15 protein-coding genes are annotated in these 16,509 nt (G+C 75.1%); 11 read left to right on the top strand and 4 right to left on the bottom strand.

Translation table 11 applies throughout. The features are described from left to right. Nucleotides 1–95 precede the first annotated feature (95 nt). From KKZ08_RS25920 to KKZ08_RS25930, 3 genes are all read left to right on the top strand, one after another. Entirely contained in the window at nucleotides 96–1,058 is a 963-nt protein-coding gene (locus tag KKZ08_RS25920; protein ID WP_223776715.1) for a zinc-binding dehydrogenase, read from the top strand. Nucleotides 1,059–1,137: 79 nt separating this feature from the next. After that, nucleotides 1,138–1,347 carry a helix-turn-helix domain-containing protein gene (locus KKZ08_RS25925; protein WP_127912196.1) on the top strand — a complete coding sequence of 70 codons (210 nt, stop codon included), beginning with the start codon at nucleotides 1,138–1,140 and terminating at the stop codon, nucleotides 1,345–1,347. Next, nucleotides 1,347–1,898 carry a Clp protease N-terminal domain-containing protein gene (locus KKZ08_RS25930; protein ID WP_223776716.1) on the top strand — a complete coding sequence of 184 codons (552 nt, stop codon included), beginning with the start codon at nucleotides 1,347–1,349 and terminating at the stop codon, nucleotides 1,896–1,898. Before KKZ08_RS25925 ends, KKZ08_RS25930 begins: the two co-directional genes overlap by 1 nt. Nucleotides 1,899–1,994: 96 nt before the next feature. Here the strand turns inward: KKZ08_RS25930 and KKZ08_RS25935 are convergent, their stop codons facing one another. Beyond that, nucleotides 1,995–3,089: a PadR family transcriptional regulator gene (locus KKZ08_RS25935; protein WP_223776717.1), complete on the bottom strand. Its 1,095-nt coding sequence runs from the start codon at nucleotides 3,087–3,089 to the stop codon at nucleotides 1,995–1,997. Between the two features lies 1 nt (nucleotide 3,090). Further along, nucleotides 3,091–4,029, bottom strand: a complete 939-nt coding sequence (locus KKZ08_RS25940; RefSeq protein ID WP_223776718.1) for a DUF4097 domain-containing protein — start codon at nucleotides 4,027–4,029, stop codon at nucleotides 3,091–3,093. Between the two features lie 178 nt (nucleotides 4,030–4,207). On the opposite strand from KKZ08_RS25940, the gene KKZ08_RS25945 reads away from it, so the two are divergent. Further along, a complete protein-coding gene (locus tag KKZ08_RS25945; RefSeq protein ID WP_223776719.1) occupies nucleotides 4,208–5,032 on the top strand; it encodes a hypothetical protein in 825 nt (274 codons plus the stop codon). A 162-nt stretch (nucleotides 5,033–5,194) separates the two neighbouring features. Here the strand turns inward: KKZ08_RS25945 and KKZ08_RS25950 are convergent, their stop codons facing one another. Then, nucleotides 5,195–5,719 carry a TetR/AcrR family transcriptional regulator gene (locus KKZ08_RS25950; protein WP_223779195.1) on the bottom strand — a complete coding sequence of 175 codons (525 nt, stop codon included), beginning with the start codon at nucleotides 5,717–5,719 and terminating at the stop codon, nucleotides 5,195–5,197. Nucleotides 5,720–6,037: 318 nt separating this feature from the next. Here KKZ08_RS25950 and KKZ08_RS25955 point away from each other — a divergent pair, with 318 nt between their 5' ends. Beyond that, complete coding sequence (locus KKZ08_RS25955) at nucleotides 6,038–6,961, top strand: TIGR03620 family F420-dependent LLM class oxidoreductase (protein ID WP_223776720.1); 924 nt, start codon at nucleotides 6,038–6,040, stop codon at nucleotides 6,959–6,961. Between the two features lie 20 nt (nucleotides 6,962–6,981). Here the strand turns inward: KKZ08_RS25955 and KKZ08_RS25960 are convergent, their stop codons facing one another. Continuing rightward, entirely contained in the window at nucleotides 6,982–7,164 is a 183-nt protein-coding gene (locus tag KKZ08_RS25960) for a DUF6104 family protein (RefSeq protein ID WP_003961784.1), read from the bottom strand. A gap of 210 nt (nucleotides 7,165–7,374) precedes the next feature. Here KKZ08_RS25960 and KKZ08_RS25965 point away from each other — a divergent pair, with 210 nt between their 5' ends. The 6 genes from KKZ08_RS25965 to KKZ08_RS25990 all read left to right on the top strand — a co-directional run bounded on the left by KKZ08_RS25965 (nucleotide 7,375) and on the right by KKZ08_RS25990 (nucleotide 16,441). After that, nucleotides 7,375–7,806 (top strand): CU044_2847 family protein, encoded by a 432-nt coding sequence (locus tag KKZ08_RS25965; RefSeq protein WP_223776721.1) that lies wholly within the window; start codon nucleotides 7,375–7,377, stop codon nucleotides 7,804–7,806. Continuing rightward, complete coding sequence (locus KKZ08_RS25970; protein WP_223776722.1) at nucleotides 7,799–9,817, top strand: trypsin-like peptidase domain-containing protein; 2,019 nt, start codon at nucleotides 7,799–7,801, stop codon at nucleotides 9,815–9,817. Before KKZ08_RS25965 ends, KKZ08_RS25970 begins: the two co-directional genes overlap by 8 nt. 289 nt (nucleotides 9,818–10,106) lie before the next feature. Beyond that, the gene (locus tag KKZ08_RS25975; protein WP_223776723.1) at nucleotides 10,107–11,108 is read left to right on the top strand and encodes a MoxR family ATPase; all 1,002 of its coding nucleotides are present in this window, start codon (nucleotides 10,107–10,109) and stop codon (nucleotides 11,106–11,108) included. 4 nt (nucleotides 11,109–11,112) lie between these two features. Beyond that, nucleotides 11,113–15,045, top strand: a complete 3,933-nt coding sequence (locus KKZ08_RS25980; RefSeq protein ID WP_223776724.1) for an SAV_2336 N-terminal domain-related protein — start codon at nucleotides 11,113–11,115, stop codon at nucleotides 15,043–15,045. Further along, nucleotides 15,042–15,227 carry a hypothetical protein gene (locus tag KKZ08_RS25985; RefSeq protein ID WP_223776725.1) on the top strand — a complete coding sequence of 62 codons (186 nt, stop codon included), beginning with the start codon at nucleotides 15,042–15,044 and terminating at the stop codon, nucleotides 15,225–15,227. The genes KKZ08_RS25980 and KKZ08_RS25985 overlap by 4 nt, the downstream gene beginning before the upstream one ends. Next, nucleotides 15,224–16,441, top strand: a complete 1,218-nt coding sequence (locus tag KKZ08_RS25990; RefSeq protein ID WP_223776726.1) for an FxsB family cyclophane-forming radical SAM/SPASM peptide maturase — start codon at nucleotides 15,224–15,226, stop codon at nucleotides 16,439–16,441. The genes KKZ08_RS25985 and KKZ08_RS25990 overlap by 4 nt, the downstream gene beginning before the upstream one ends. Nucleotides 16,442–16,509: the final 68 nt, after the last annotated feature.

A 16,509-nucleotide genomic window follows, 5' to 3' on the forward strand; every position in this document is an offset into this window, starting at 1 on the left:
CCCCCGCCGCTGAGTGTTCCGCGGCGGGGGGCGCGGTGCGTGTCACAGTCGTACGTGGTTCCGCCGCGGCCCGGCGGCGGCCTATGGTCGGCGGCATGTTCGCTGCTTACGCCGCCCGTATCGACCGTGACCAGCCGCTCGCCGGCCTTGAGTTGGGGGAGCGTCCCGCCCCCGAGGCCCGCCCCGGCTGGTCGACCGTGAACGTCAGAGCCGCCTCCCTGAACCACCACGACCTGTGGTCGCTGCGCGGGGTCGGCCTTGCCGAGGACAAGCTGCCGATGATCCTCGGCTGTGACGCGGCCGGGATCGACGAGGACGGCAACGAAGTCGTCCTGCACTCCGTCATCGGCCAGTCCGGGCACGGGGTCGGGCCCCGCGAGGGCCGCTCCATCCTCACCGAGAAGTACCAGGGCACCTTCGCCGAGCAGGTCGCCGTCCCCACCTGGAACGTGCTGCCCAAGCCGAAGGAGCTCTCCTTCGCCGAGGCGGCCTGCCTGCCGACCGCGTGGCTGACCGCGTACCGCATGCTCTTCACCAACGCCGGGGTGCGCCCCGGGGATTCGGTCCTCGTGCAGGGCGCCGGTGGCGGCGTCGCCACGGCCGCGATCGTGCTCGGCAAGGCGGCGGGCCTGCGGGTCTTCGCCACCAGCCGGGAGGAGGCCAAGCGGAAGCGGGCGCTGGAGCTCGGGGCGGTGGAGGCGGTCGAGTCGGGCGCCCGGCTGCCGCAGCGGGTCGACGCCGTCATCGAGACGGTGGGCGCGGCGACCTGGTCGCACTCGGTCAAGTCGCTGAAGCCGGGCGGCACCGTGGTGATCTCCGGCGCGACCAGCGGCGACCGGCCCTCGCACGCCGAGCTGACCCGGATCTTCTTCCTGGAGCTGAAGGTCGTCGGCTCGACGATGGGAACCAAGGACGAGCTGGAGGATCTGCTCTCCTTCTGCGCCGCCACGGGCGTACGGCCCGTCATCGACGAGGTGCTGCCGCTGGACCGGGCCAGGGAAGGCTTCGAGCGGATGGAGTCCGGGGACCAGTTCGGCAAGATCGTGCTGGAGGTCTGAGCGGCCCGCTGCCTCCGCCTCCCACCCCTTCCGTCAACCATGGTTGACGGAAGGGGTGTGTCAACGTAAGTTGACATGTATGACCGAAGCTACGGATCTCGCCGAGCGGGCGGGCGATCAGGACCCACGGGTCGGGCTGCGCGCCGTCTCCGCGCTGCGGAAGCTGGTGGAGCGGCTGGAGGCCGTGCAGGTGCGCAGTGCGCGCCGGCAGGGCTGGTCGTGGCAGGAGATCGCCACGGAGCTCGGAGTGAGCAGGCAGGCCGTGCACAAGAAGTACGGGAGGCAGTGATGTTCGAGCGGTTCACCAAGGACGCCCGCGCGGTGGTGCTGGGCGCGGTCGAGCACGCCGAGCGGAGGGGCGCCGACTCGGTCGACGACGGGCACATGCTGCTCGCGCTGCTCGACCGCGAGGCGAGCCGGGCGTCCTTCGCCCTCGCCTCGCTCGGGGCGGCACGGCACCGGGACTCGATCGAGGAGGCGCTGAGCGGGGCGCGCCGGCGCGGCGGCCTGTCGCAGGCCGACGCGGACGCGCTGGCCGGGCTCGGCATCGACGTGGCCGCGATCGTCTCCCGGGTCGAAGAGGCCCATGGGGAGGGGGTGTTGGCCGGGGCTCGCGGGAAGGCGGGCCGGGGAGGGCAGCGTTGGCTCGGGCGGGTGCCCTTCTCCCGCGAGGCCAAGGACGCCCTGGTGAAGTCCCTGCGCATCGCCACCGCCCGCCGCGACCGCCGCATCGGCGACGAGCACATCCTGCTGGCCCTCACGGCCCGCCCGGGAGTCGTCGCCGAGGTGCTCGCGGACCATGGGGTCACCCATGCGGGGGTGGACCGGGTGTTGGGGTGAGGTGACGGGAGGGACGCCGGGGCCCCACCGGGCGGGCTGCCGGTGCCGTCCCTTCGTCCCTCCGCTCCGCTGCCCCTCCGCCCTTCCGTCCTGCCGTCAGGCCTTTGGTGGGTGCAAGGTCGCCGCGATGTGTGCGGCGGCTGCGGACAAGTGGTCCCGGACCGCGTGCAGTTGGTTCTCCGAGATGCCGTGATCGCGGGCGGTGTCGCGGACGTCGTCGCGGAAGCGGTCCAGTAGGCGGTCGAGGTCGCGGGCCGGGTTTCCGGTCGGCTCCTCCTGTGCCCAATCGGGGGTGTAGTCCACGGTCAGGCCTTCGTCGGCGCCGGTGAACTTGGGCCCGGCAGGGGAGCCAGGCTCGGCGCCCGCCCTGGCCCCGGCTTCGTGTGCCGCTCCGGACTCCGTCCCGGAGGTCGGGCGGGGGAAGTGCTTGCCGAAGTCCATGCCGAACTCGCCGAACTCCTTGGCCAGTTCGGACAGGCCTTCCTGTACGCCCGCCGGCCAGTCGCCTCGCGCGAAGTGGTCCTGGACCTGTTCCTGGACGCGCCGGGCGATGCGCTGGATCTCCTCCTGGGCGAGGGTCCGCGCCTTCTCCTGGGCGTCCTTGGCCTGGCGGCGCGCGCGCTGAGCCTCCTCGCGGGCCCGGCGGCTCTCGTCCTTCGCGCGGCGCGCCTGCTCCTTCCACTCCTGCTTGGCGCGCTTGAAGTCCTCCTTCGCCTGGTGCCAGCCGTCCTTGTCGCCCCAGGCGCCGTCGAGGAAGCCGGTGGGGTCCGGGAAGCCCCGGCCGGTACCCGCGGCCCCCGAGGCGCGCGCCTCCTTGGCGGCGGCCCGCATCTCGCGGCGCAGATCACCCGCCGCGCCCTGGACGCCCTCGTGGATCTCGGCGGCCAGCTCGGCGAGCGACTCGCGGATCTCCAGCTCCAGGTCGGCCAGCTCACCGCTGCGGCCGGCCAGCTCGGCGCGGCCCGCGTCCGTGATGGCGTACACCTTCCGGCCGCCCTCGGTGGTGTGCGTGACCAGGCCCTCGGCCTCCAGCTTCGCGAGGCGTGGGTAGACCGTGCCGGCCGAGGGGGCATACAGCCCCTGGAAGCGCTCTTCGAGGAGGCGTATCACTTCATAGCCGTGGCGGGGCGCCTCGTCGAGCAGCTTGAGCAGGTACAGGCGCAGGCGGCCGTGGGCGAACACGGGGGGCATCTCAGAGCACCTTCTTGTCGGTCGGGGCGGCGGTCGGCGGAGGGGGGACGTCGGTGTCGGGGGAGTCCGACGGGGTGACGTCCGGAGGGACCCCGTCGTAGGGATCTTCCTCCATCGGTGGCCTGCGCAGGAGCGCGACGGCTCCGGACACCGTCGTCGCCCGGAGCCTGCCGCTGCCCGCGCCGAGCCGGCCCGTGACGCGCCGGCCGCCCCACCCCCAGGCGTGCGATCCGCCACCGACCTTCAGCTCCTCGAAGGCGTTCGACACCGCGCCGCTCGTGGTGTCCACCTCCACCTCGACGTCCGCCGGGTGCGGGAGGCGGACCGCGATCTCGCCGGAGATGTTCGTGAGGGCGATGTCCGCCGGGGTGCCCGTCGGGGCGAGGTCCACGATCAACGCGCCGCTCACCGAATCCGCCCGGACGGACGAGCCGACGGCCTCGACCATGGTCAGATCGCCCGAGACGGACTGGAACCCCAGGTCGCCGCGGAGGTCTTGCGCCTCCACACTGCCCGACACCGTCTCCGCGCGGACCGGGCCCACGAGGCCGACCAGTGTCGTGTCGCCGGTGACGCTCTTCACCTCCGCGGGGCCCTCGATGCCGGAGACCATGGCGCCCGCGCCGATCGCGCCCACCTCGACACGGGTCCCCGCGGGCACCGCCAGGGAGATCACCGCGCTGCGCTGCCACCCCTTGAGGGCGAGCCCCTTGAGCTTGAGGAAGCCCTTCCATGGCAGGTCGTCATAGGCGACGGACAGGACGCCGTCCTTCTGGGTGACGGTCAGGGGAGGGCCCTCGATCTCGGATACCTCCAGGCGCGCGGAGTCCTCGCCGGTGCCCACGACGTGCACCATGCCGCCCACCAGGCGCACGCGGAGGGTCGCCACCGGGGCGTCGAACGTGAGCTTGCGGGGCTCGGCGACGGACCACTCGGGCATGGGCTGACCTCCTTGGCGGGCCCGGCGGGCCGGGCGGGACGCGCCATATCGCGTCTCTGACATCCACGATATATCGCGGTTTTCGGAAGTCAAGACATGCCTGGGGTGAAGCGCGGGCGACGCCTCGGCGCATCGCGGCTTATGAGCCGAATCCCCCGATCTGTCCTAGCGTGGGGGCATGTCGTCAGAAGCCCCCGACCACGCCACGGGCGTCGGCGCACTGCTGCTCAGCCAGGCCGAGCCGGACATCGTGGAGCCCGCCGCCCATCTGCTCCGCGAGCGGATGCTGCTCGCGCCGGCCGGCGGCGGCTGGAGCGTACTCGTGCCCGAGGGCAAGCCGTGGCTGCACGGAGAGGAGCCGGTCGACCGGGTGCTCACCGGCTGGGCCACCGCGCTCGCGGTCGGCTCCGGCCGGCCCGTGCTGGCCTTGTGGTGGGACACCGACCGCTCCGGCTACACCCTCGCGGCGGGCTTCCGGCGCACCGTCGGCTACGAATGGCTGGCGAACGGCACGCCCGTGGGTGAGGACGAGGCGATGCGGACGTTCGCGGCGCGGCTCGGCCTCGATCCCGTCCTGGACATGCAGTCCCTGGAGGCGCTGACCCGGCCCGACACGGAGGCCGACGCGCGCGCCAGGATGCTAGGGCTGCTCGCCGTCCTCACCCGGACGGGCCTTACCCTCCCGCCCGGCCTCGGCCCCGGCGAACCGGCCGACCGGCTGCGGGAGGTCGCGCGGGTCCAGCGGGGCCTGCGCAGGATCGAGTGGTCCGGCTGGCGTGACGCGGTGCGGGCGGAGTTCGACGTGGTCGAGAGCGGACCGCTCGGCCCCTGGGTGCGCGGCCCCAAGGCGCGGGCGCTGGCCGCGGCGCAGGTGGCCGCCGGTCTGCCGCTCGCGGTGTGGGCGGTGCGGCGGCGCAGTGGGGGCTGGGCCGTGGCGGCGGGGGTGTTGCTGGTGCAGGGGGTGCTGGGGCTCGCGTATGACCGGATGAGGGAGCGGGGCTGACGGCGCTTGCGGGGGCGGAGGGGGGTGCGGGTGGTTCAGGTGGTCGGCTAGGCGGGCGCCGTGTTTCTGGTGGTCGATTCGGCGGGCGCACGGCTTCCGGTGGTCGGCTGTCTTGTGGGTGTCTGGTCGGGGCGACGCCGGTGGCGGTGTCGGGTCGGTGGCTCAGCGGTGGCCGCGTACGGCGTCGAGGACGAGTGTCAGGAGGCGGTCCGGCTGGGTCGGGTCCGCCGTCGTGTGGGCCGTCGAGAGCGCGATGCCCACCACCAGCTGGACCAGGTCGGGGGCCGTGAGGTCGGAGCGGGCCGTGCCCGAGTGCTGGGCCCGCACCAGGAGGCCGTGTGCCGTTTCCTGGATCCGCTGGTGGCAGTCGAAGCCAAGGGCGGCGTCCTGCCGTTCCAGCTCCTCGATCAGAAGGGCGCCGCCCAGACCCTGGTTCACGCGCGCGTGGGCGAGCAGCGCGCGCAGCCACTCGGCCAGCGCCTCGTCCGGGGAGTCGGCCGCGAGCAGCTCCTCCGCGCGTCCACACAGGGTGTCGATGCGGTCCTGGAGCACCGCGGTCAGAAGCGCGGAGCGGGCGGGGAAGTGGCGGTAGAGCGTGCCCGGGCCGACTCCCGCGCGGCGGGCGATCTCGTTGAGGGACGCCTCGGGGCCGGACTCGGCGAACGCCTCGCGTGCCGCCGCGACGATCCGCTCGCGGTTGCGCCGTGCGTCCGCGCGCGGCTGCCGGCGGGAGGCCGGTCCGCGCGGGAGCGGTCGCGCCCGGGGTCCGGAGGTCCGGAAGACTCCGGCGACGCCGTGGCGGCGACGCGCGCCCCCAGCCCTGCCTCGGGGCGCGCGGGCCCCTGTGCGCGCCGTTCCTGGGGTTTCCTCATCGGGTCATCGTCGCTTACCGCGCGGCTGGGGGCTAGCCAAGCGGAGAGGTTCTCCATATTCTTCCGGTGTTAAGTGGAGAGGGTCTCCGGAACCGGAACCTCTCCGGAAGCAGGCACGGCAAGGGGAGGGCACGTGAGCAGCGCTACGGTGCGGGGCGGACTCGGACAGGTCGGGGTGTGGACCTTCGCCTTCGAGGGGCACCCCGCGGGACGGGTCCGGGAGGCCGCCGCGGAGATCGAGGAACTGCGGTACGGCGCCCTCTGGTACGGGGAGGCCTTCGGGCGGGACACCGTGGGGCAGGCCTGGTTGCTGCTGTCCGCGACACGGCGCATCGTCGTCGCCTCGGGCATCGCCAACATCGCCTGCCGGGAACCGCTGGCCATGGCAGCGGCGGAGCGCACGCTCGGCGAGGCCTTTCCGGGGCGCTATCTGCTCGGCCTGGGCGGCCACCGGGTCGACGACACCGTCGTGGAGGTCGACGGCTACCCCGTTCCCGCGCGCGGGAAGGCGCTCGCGACGATGCGCCGCTACCTGGACTCCATGGACGCGGCCCCCGCGCACGGCCCCGTCCCCGACCCCGCCCCGCGCCGCGTCCTCGCGGCGCTCGGCCCCAAGATGCTGGCGCTGGCCGCCGAACGCACCTGGGGCGCCCTCCCGTACTTCGTGCCCGTCGAGCACACGGCGCTCGCGCGAAGGACCATGGGGCCGGACGCCTTCCTGGGTGTCGAACAGGCCGTCGTCCTGGACACGGACGTCGACCGGGCGCGCGAGGTGGCCGCGCGGCACGTGGCGGGCTACATCGCGAGCGCTCCCCACCAGGCGGCGAACGTACGGCGCATGGGATTCGGCGAAGAGGACGTCGCGGGCGGGCGGCCCAGCCGCCGCCTCGTCGACGCGATCGTCGCCTACGGAGACGTCGACGCGCTCCACGCGCGCGTGCGGGCCCACCTCGACGCGGGCGCCGATCACGTCTGCGTTCAGGTACTGACCGAGGACCCGGCGGCGCTGCCCCTGCCGCAGTGGCGGGAGCTGGCACCCGCCCTCGTGGCCGGGTAGGAGGGGCAGGGAGGGAGGGGCTACTCGTCCTCGTCCTCGTCGTCCAGCCGTGCCAGCCAGGTCGCCAGGCGCTCGACCGGGACCTCGAAGTCGGGGTTGAGGTCGACGAAGGTGCGGAGCTGCTCGGCGAGCCACTCGAAGGTGACCTCCTCCTCGCCGCGCCGCTTCTCCAGCTCCTCGATGCCACGGTCGGTGAAGTACAACTCATGCTCCTGATGCGGACGGTTTCTTCCGTCTCAATCGTAGGCGGTGGACGGGGGGCGCCGGTCTGGCCGGATTCGTACGGCATGCGGCGGCAAACGGGGGTCGCCCCGCAACCGTGCAGGCCATTAGCCTCGTCGCAGATCAAACAGCGTGTTCGAAGCGGCAGTTGGCAGAGCTTGGCAGGGCTTGGAAGAGCGGGGGGATGGGCTGTGGCGGGGCATGTGCAGCGGATCGAGCTGCCCGGCGGGCAGACCGTGTACGCCAGGATCGGCACGGTCGGCGGACACGGTGCGGACGACGAGGACGTCGGCGTCCTCGACACCGCCGTCGCCAAGGTCGAGGAGCTCGGTGAGCTGATCCGCGGGGTCGGCAGCTCCGTGCTGGACGCCGCGGCCGCCGCGCGGCCCGACGAGGCCAGCGTCACCTTCGGGGTGGAGCTCAGCGCCAAGCCCGGCAAGGTCATCGCCGTCCTGGCCGACGGCGAGGCCAAGGCATCCGTGCAGGTCACGCTCACCTGGCAGCTGGACAGGCGCGACGCCCAGGGCCGGCCGGACAGCGAACCCGACGGCACGCGGTCCGCCGCCCGCACCGACGGAGCCCCCGGCGCCCGCCCCGCCGCGGATCCGGCCCCGCATGCCTGAGCCCGCCCCCCGGCTCGACGCCCTCGCGCAGGCCGCCACCGTGCACCTCCTGGCGGCCGACCACGACGGCGCCGGCGAGGCGCCGATGTGGGGCAGCGGGTTCTTCGTCGCGCCCGGGTGGGTGCTGACCTGCGCCCACGTGCTGCGGCCGCACCTCGTCAGGGACCGCGAGCGGCCGTTCGCGGTGCGCGGCGCCGACCTCAACGACGGCATCCCCGTCGAAGCCCGCCTCGCGCACTGGCTGCTCAGCGACCACGAGCGGTCCCTGGTGCCGCCCGACGAGGACCTCGCGCTGGTCCGGCTCCTCGGCGACCCCGCCGACCACGAGCACGAGTGCGTGTGGCTCGCCGACCGCGCCGTACGCCCCTTCGGTGCCGTCGTGGCGTACGGCTACCGGCCGGACGAGAACGAGGCGAGTGCGGGGGCCAAGCCCTGGAGTGCCGACGCGGAGATCAACGTCCGCGACGACGGCGCCGGGCTGCGCTTCAAGCCCGACATCGCCTTCCCCAAGGGCGTCTCCGGCGGCCCGCTGCTCGATCCGCGCACCGGCGCCGTGGTCGGCCTGATCAAGTCGCGCCGCAGGGACCGGGACGGCGGCATGGCCGTCGCGACGCTCGCGCTGCGGCGGTTCGGCGCCGCCTACCGCGAGGTGACGGCCGCCCACGACCGCTGGCACGGCACGGCCCCGCGCGTCATCACCGGCGACAACTGGATCGACGAACAGCAGCGGCTGCTCGGCGCCGGCCGCCATGCCGGCCCCGAGCTGTGGACCCCCAAGGACCGCCGCACCGCCCTCGCCCTCCTCGCCCGGCTGCCCGACCCGGGCGCCGCGCCCTCCGTGGCGAAGATCGTCCGCAAGGTCCGGGGCCGCAGGCCGGCCGGTGCCGCGCCCGCGCTGCTGACCTGGCGCGACGGCCATGGGCTGCTCTACGACGGGGCCCTGCCCGAGGACGCGCTGACGTTCCTGCACTACCTGCGGCTGGTCGCCGCGTACGTACGCAGCCGCGGCGGCGACGCCGAGCGGCTGGAGGCCTGGATCGCCGAGCGGCTCGGCGAGGACGACCGCACGCATCTGCACGCCCTGATCACCGACGCCCGGCTGCCCGACGAGCTGCGCCCCGAGCCCGGCGGCCCGGACCGCGTGGCCGTGCCCTATCCGGGGCCCGGCGAGGGGCCGACGGTGACCGTGCTGCTCGACCCGGTGATCAGCGTGACGCCCGCCCGCTTCCACTGGCAGATCTGGGTCAACCACAGCGGTCAGGAGGGCGAGTTCGAGCACGGCGACACGGAGATGGCCGCGGAGGACTACTCCGGAGAGGGCTTCCTGCCCGCCGAGCTCGTCCAGGCGCTGCGTGCCCCGCTCGGCCGCACCCTGCACCGGCTGGACGGCGAGGGCGCCCCGGTGCCGCTGGAATTCGCCCTGCCCGCCGAGCACTTCGACACCCAGGTGCACCGCTGGCAGTTCGACGACATGGCGAAGCTGTACGCCGCCGAGCACCTCGGCACCCAGCGGCGCGTCGTCCTGCGCGACCTCGCGCGCCGCGCGGATCCGGACAACCCCGACTGGCACGAGCGCTGGAAGGCGATCGCCGCGGCGCGCGAGCTGGCGCCCGCCCGGGTCCCCGAGCGGGACAGCAGGCCGCAGGCCCGGCACTTCCAGAAGCTGCCGCACACCGTGATCCCGGTGATGTGCCGCCCCGCCGGACGCGGCGCGGGCCGCGACGCCATGCGGCTCGCCCTCGGCAGCGGCCACGGCGTCATGCTCTGGCACATCGAGGGACACGCCACGCGCGGCTGCCAGGAGTCCTGCGAGGACCTGCACGCGGGCGTGGAGCGACTGCTCGGCGCGGTGGGCTCGGTGGCCGAACTCCCGGACGTACTGCGGCACATACGGCAGGACATCAGCAGCGGCCGGAGCGACCGGCGCTGGGCGGAACCGCTCGCCCTCCTGTACGACGACCCGCGCAGGCCGCTGCCGCCCGAGGACACGATGCCGGCGGACTCGCCGTGAGGGCGCGGCACGCGCGCGGGGGCGCCGACAGCGCCACGTCGCCACCCGCCCCGCCCCCGCGCACACCTGTCGACGGCCCGGGCGCACCCGCCGACGGCCCGTGGGCAGCCGCCGACAGCCCGCGGACAGCCGCCGACAGCGGCGCACCGCCAACTCCCTGGCCGAAACCCGCTCTTGAGCGCCCCGTGCGTGGGTACATTCCCAAGGGCCCGTTGTGGGCGCGTACCGCCCCCGTCGGCCAGGACGTGGTCAGCCACCGAAGCCACCGACCGTCGACGAGGAGTACGCAGTGAGCGGATGGTTCATCTACGAGGGCGTCGGTGGTCCGGATCCGGACAGGATCGGGCGGCTGCCGGACCCGCCGCCCTGGCGAGCGTTCGACGCCACGCCGGTGGCGTACGAGGTCCCGGACATCGACTCGGCGACCCGCCGCCGCCTCGGTGACAGCAACGTCCCGATGTCCGTGCAGGGCTCCGAGGCGCTCGAACTCATCAACGCCGCCCTGTACTTGCGGCGCCCCCTCCTCGTCACCGGCGAGCCGGGCTCCGGCAAGAGCACCCTCGCGCACTCCCTCGCGTACGAACTGGGCCTCGGCCGGGTCCTCCAGTGGGCGATCGTCAGCCGCAGCGAGCTCAAGGACGGCCTCTACACCTACGACGCGATCGGCCGGCTCCAGGACAACCAGCTCGGCCGCGACCAAGCCGAGGACATCGGGCGCTATCTGCGGCTCGGGCCGCTCGGCACCGCGCTCATCGCCTCCGACCGGCCGCGCGTCCTGCTCATCGACGAGCTCGACAAGAGCGACATAGACCTGCCCAACGACCTCCTGAACGTCCTGGAGGAGGGCGAGTTCGGCATCCCCGAGCTGGAGCGGATCGCCGACCGGCCCGGGCAGGAGACCGTGCACGTCCTCACCGACGACGGCCGTCGCGTGCCGGTCACCCGGGGCCGGGTGCGCTGCCGCGCCTTCCCCGTCGTTGTTTTGACCAGCAACCGCGAGCGCGAGTTCCCCGGCCCGCTGCTGCGCCGCTGCGTCCCCCTCGACCTCGAACCGCCGCGCGACCAGCGCCTCGCCGCGATGGTCCTCGCGCACTTCGGGGCCGGTTCCTACGACACCAACCTCGACCTCGTCGACCAGTTCACGGACGCCGAGTCGGACGGCGCGCTGCGCCCCACCGACCAGCTCCTGAACGCCATCTTCCTCGCCCAGCACGCCGCGCGGCAGCAGCCGGAGCGGCGCGAGGAGATCGCCGGACTGCTGATGCGCCCACTCGACCGAGGGCCGCGGTGACGGCATGACCTCCGCCCCGCACCGTGCCGACGCCGTGAGCGAAGCGCTCGCGGCGCTCGTCGCGCGCCTGCGGGACGCGGAACTCGACCCCACGGTCCAGGAACTGGCCGACTCCTTGTGGCTCGCCCGGCAGGTCACCGCGGGCGGCGGCGCCGAAGAGGGATCCGCCGTCGACCCGCCGCCGCCCGTACGGCCCGGCGGCGGCGCGCACGACGACGCCGGGCTGCCCCACCGCACACCCGCCCGCCCCGCGCCGAGGGCGGCGCCCGGCCGTGCCCCGCGCCCGGCTGGTCGTACCAGGGAGGGCGGTGACGGTGAGCGGCGCGACGGCGTCCCCGTGCAGGTCCCGACCGCCGCCGTCCTGCCCGACCCGCTGGCCCTCCAGCGCGCCCTGCGGCCCTTGCAGCGCTACCGGCCGCCCGTGCGCCCCGTACCGCGCGACCTCGACGAACAGGCCACCGCGGAGCGGGCCGCCGACACCGGGCTCGTGGTCCCCGTCCTGCGGCACGCCCGGCGGCGCGAGGCCCGACTCCTGCTCGTCATGGACCTCTCCACGTCCACGGTCGTGTGGGAGCAGGCGCTCGGCGAGCTGCGGCACGTGTGCGAGCGGGCGGGTGCCTTCCGCGAGGTGCAGGTGCAGTTCCTGCACGAGGGCGAGGACGGCCGCCCCGGATACGCGGCGACGGCCCGCCCCGGCGCCGCCCTCCAGGACCCCGAGCGCCTCAGCGACCCCACCGGCAGCAGGCTGGCCCTCGTCCTGAGCGACTGCGCGGGCCCGATGTGGCGCAGCGGCCGGATGCAGCGGCTGCTGTACCGCTGGGGCTCGCTCGCGCCGGTCGCCGTGGTGCAGCCCCTGCCGCAGCGCATGTGGCGGCGTACGCACTTACCCGCGCGGCGAGGTCACCTGCACCGCCGGGAGGGCCCCGCCGGACGCCTGGAGTTCGAGCCCGCGAGCGGGGGCGGGCCGCGGCGGCGGGGCATCCCCGTGCCGGTGCTCGCGCTGCGGAGGTCCTCCGTGGAGGGCTGGGCCAAGCTGGTGTCCGGCGCCACCGGGCAGTGCCTGGAGGCGGCCGCGGGCCACGCGGAGGCCGGGCACGGGCCGTCCGGGGCGCCGGTGCGGGCCCGTCAGGAGGTCGGCGGCCGGGAGCGGGTGCGGGCGTTCCGGCGCACGGCGTCGCCCGCGGCCTGGCAGCTCGCCGTGTACCTCTCGGCGGTGCCGACGATCCTGCCCGTGATGCAGCTCGTGCAGCGCGCCATGCTGGCGGGCAGCGGGCCCGAGGTCCTCGCGGAGGTGCTGCTCGGCGGACTTCTCAAGCGCCGCGAGCGCGACGAGGACCCCGAGGTGCTGGGCTACGAGTTCCTGGAGGGCGTGGAGGAGGAGCTGCTCGGCCATCTGGAGCGTGACGACGCGCTGCTGTTGCAGAAGCACTGCTCGGACTATCTGGAGCGGCGGTTCGGGCGCAGCGTGCACAACTTCCCCGCCACCGCCGTGGCCCTGCTCGGCGACACCGGGGAGCCCGCGGGCCCGCCGGGCGCGGGGACCGGCGCCGACCACCCCGGGCTGCGCGCCTTCGCCGAGGTCTCCGGAGAGGTCCTGCGGCGCTTCCTGCCGAGTACGCGCGCGCAGGGGCGCGAGCCCGACAGGAACGACCCCGAGGCGCTGCGGGAGGCCGCCGCGGAAGCCCGCGAGCGGTACGGGCGGGAGCGCCGGGCACGGGAACTGGACTACGCGGTGGAGCTGCTGGAGACGGCGGCCGCGCGGTGCGGCGGCGCTCTCCTCGACGGGGTGCTGACCGACCTCGGCGAGACGCTGTTCCTGCGCTGGGGCGCGCGGCACGGCGTGGCGGATCTGCACGAGGCGCTGCGGGTCGCCGCCGGGGTCGGGGACCGGTCGGCGCGGGCACGGCTGCTGCTCGGCGGGACGCTCATCGCGGTCGCCGAGGAGGTGGAGCGCTCCGGCCCGGCGTCGGCCGCGCTGCCGGACGCGGTGCGGGAGCACGCGGAGCGCCTGGGCGGACAGGGCCACCTGGCGGGGTTCTGGGCGGAGTACCTCCTGTTGAACAACGTGACGGACGTGCTCTCGTCGGTCAGGGCCCACGTGGGCGACGACGCCGCCCATCCGGGCTGGCCGGCGCAGCGGGCCCTCGCGGGCGTGCTCGACCGCCTCGCGGTGGTGGCGGCGCGGCTGGTGGCGGCGGGAGTCGAGGTGGCGGGGACGGGCACGCGGACCCGGAGCCGGAGCGGCGCGCAGCGCGGGTCGCGCGGCGGTTCCCCGGCCGCGTACGCGCGAAGCGGCCCGGACGCGCTCTCCGTGAAACTGGTGCGGCAGCTCACGGACGAGGCCGCTCACCGCGTCGTCGAGCAGCGCCGCATCGACCGGGGCCTCGGCGTCACCCCGATGTCGGACGAGGACGAGCGGCAGTACGCCCGCGCCGTCATCGCGCAGCTCCTGGAGGAGCACGCGCGTGCCCGACCGGACGCCGGGCGCACGCCGTTGGACGCGGAGACCGAGAGGCGGTACGCGGACGCCGTGTACGCGGCGCTGTACGACGCGCGGGGCACGGAGGGCGGGGAGGGCGGAAAGACGGACGGCTCCGTCACGGAGGCCCACCTGAGGGGCGTGAGCATCACCGGCCCCGGCGGCTACGCCCCACCGGAGAGCCCCGGCCCCCGCGCGGGCCGCCTCGACCTCGCGGACGCCGCCTTCCACGGCAGCACGCTCGGCAGGGCCCGCGCCGACGCGGGGGAGCACGGCTCGCGGGACGCCGGCCGGGGCGCGGACGCGGGACGGGACCGCTCCGCCGCGGAGCCCCGCCCCCAGGACGTCTACGTCGACTTCATGCGCCGCGCCATCAGCACCACCGGCGTCCTCACCCTCGGCCCGGAGCAGGCCGCCGGGTACCTCCAGCGCGGACGGCTGCGCAAGCGGCTGGCGCGGCACTACACCGGGCGCGGCGAGATCCCCAGGGACGACCTCGCGGGCCGGTCCGTGCCGGACGCCAGCGGCGTCGCCGTCGACGCCTGCGACGACTTCCGCGAGGCCCTGGCGCGCGACGGCTTCGACGCGGCCGAGCGGACCCGCGCCTGGCTCGACCTGGCCGACGCCCTGCAACTGGCCCGCGCCGACGACCCGGACGAGGGCGGGCAGCGGCTCATCCTCTCCGCCGTGGACGAGGCGCTCGCGGCGGCCGACGGCGACCACGCCCTGATCCTGGAGTGCCACGCGCGCGGCGCGGACGTGCACTGGGCGCGGTATGTCAGCTCGGGCCGCGACGAGTACCGCCACCTGGCGGTCGAGCGCTGGGAGATGGCGCTCCCCCTGGCCCCGAGGGACGATCCGGCCAGGGCGCTCCTGCTGCACCGCCTGGGCGCCGCCCTCGCGCAGCGCGGCGTCGACACGCACTCGGCGGCCGACACCGACGCCGCCGTGCGCCATATGCGCGAGGCGGTCGAGGCGACCCCGACGGCGGACCCGGAGTTCGACGGGCGGCGCATGCACCTGGCGACCGCCTACCTCGCCCGTTTCGAGGTGCAGGAGGTCCTCGCCGACCTCTACGAGGCGGACTGGCTGCTCGGCGCCGTGACCCGCTCCCTCGCCGCCCCGGACCTCGCCGCGTACAGCTGGCTGCGGCGCGGCGACGTGGCGACCCGGCTCGCCGAGCGCACCGACGCCCTCGCGCAGCTGCGCCGTGCCGACGAGTACTACCGCCGCGCAGCCGAGACCGCCGCCGAGGCGGGGTACGCCGACCTCGCCGCCGAGGCCCACCACTCGCGCGGCGAGACGCTGGAGCAGCTGGAGGAGCCCGAGCTGGCGCTCCTGGAGTACCGCAAGGCCGAGCCGCACCTCCCGGAATCCCCGCCCCCCGCGGTCGCCGTCCGCGCCGAGGAGCTGCGCGCCGCCATCGCCCGCCTAGAGTCCCGCCCGGGCGAGGCGTGAGCGCCCCCGCCGCCGCGAGCGGCATACCCCTGCCCGAGCTGCCGCCCCTCGCCGCCCTCGCGCCCCACGCGGACCGCTCCGGCCACCCCGTGTACGCCGCCCTGGTCGCCGACCTCGTCGAGGGCGCGGCGGCGGCAGCCGCCGACGGCCCGGTCGTCGCCCGGTACGAGGACGCGCCATGAGCCACCCCGCCTGGCCGCACGCCACCCTGGACCCGGCCGCCCACCGGCCCGTCCCCTTCCGCCAGTTCGTCCTGAAGGTCCACGGCCGCTGCAACCTCGACTGCTCGTACTGCTACGTCTACCGCTCCCCGGACGCCAGTTGGCGCGAGCGCCCGGCCCGCGCCGACGCCACCGTCATGCGCCGCGCAGCGGCTCGCGTCGCCGAACACGTCACCCGGCACCGGCTGACCGCCATACGCGTCGAACTGCACGGCGGGGAACCGCTGTTGACCGGTCCCGACGCCGTCATCGCGTACGCCCGTGAGATACGGGACGCCGTGCCCGCGGGCTGCGAGGTCACCGCCACCGTCCAGACCAACGGCACCCTGCTCACCCGCGCCGCCCTCGACCGCGTCGCCGCCGCCGGGATCCGTGTCGGCCTCAGCCTCGACGGCGGCCGCGCCGCCCACAACGCCCGCCGCACCGACCACGCGGGCCGCCCGGCCTGGCCCGCCGCACGCCACGCGGCGCGACTGCTCGCCGCGCGCCCCCGGACGTACGCCGGGATCCTCTGCACCATCGACCTCGCCGCCGACCCCGTCGACGTGTACGAGTCGCTGCTCGGCCTCGGCCCGCCGGGCGTCGACTTCCTGCTGCCGCACGGCAATTGGGCCGCCCCGCCGCCCGGCGTCGCGGCCGAGGAGCGCCCGGGCAGGCACCGGCCGCGCCCCACCCCGTACGGCGACTGGCTCGCCACGCTCTTCGACGCCTGGTGGGATGCCGGACGGCTGCGCACCCGCGTCCGCCTCTTCCGGGAGATCGCCGCGCTCCTGCTCGGCCTGCCCAGCACCGCCGAGGCCGTCGGGCTCTCACCGCTCGCCGCGGTCGTCGTCGACACGGACGGCGCGATCGAGCAGGTCGACTCGTTGAAGTCGGCGTACGCGGGAGCCCCCGCCACCGGCCTCGACGTCTTCCGGCACGGCTTCGACGAAGCCCTGCGCCACCCCGGCGTCGCCGCCCGCCAGCTGGGCCTGGAGGGCCGCTCCGAGGAGTGCCGCGCCTGCCCCGTGGTGCGTGTCTGCGGCGGCGGCAACTACGTCCACCGCTACGCCCCAGGGAGCGGCTTCCTGCACCCCAGCGTCTACTGCGCCGACCTGGAACGGCTGATTCGGCACATAGCCGACCGCCTTTCCACCGCAGCGGCCGCTTCCGATGCCCCAAGTCGTCTATTCTGACGCCCCTTTGACGCACAATTGGATTCCCTGTGCACACACGTGACCGTTTCGCCGTGGCGGGACCCGCC

The organism is Streptomyces sp. 135 (assembly GCF_020026305.1).
Taxonomy (GTDB): Bacteria; Actinomycetota; Actinomycetes; order Streptomycetales; family Streptomycetaceae; genus Streptomyces.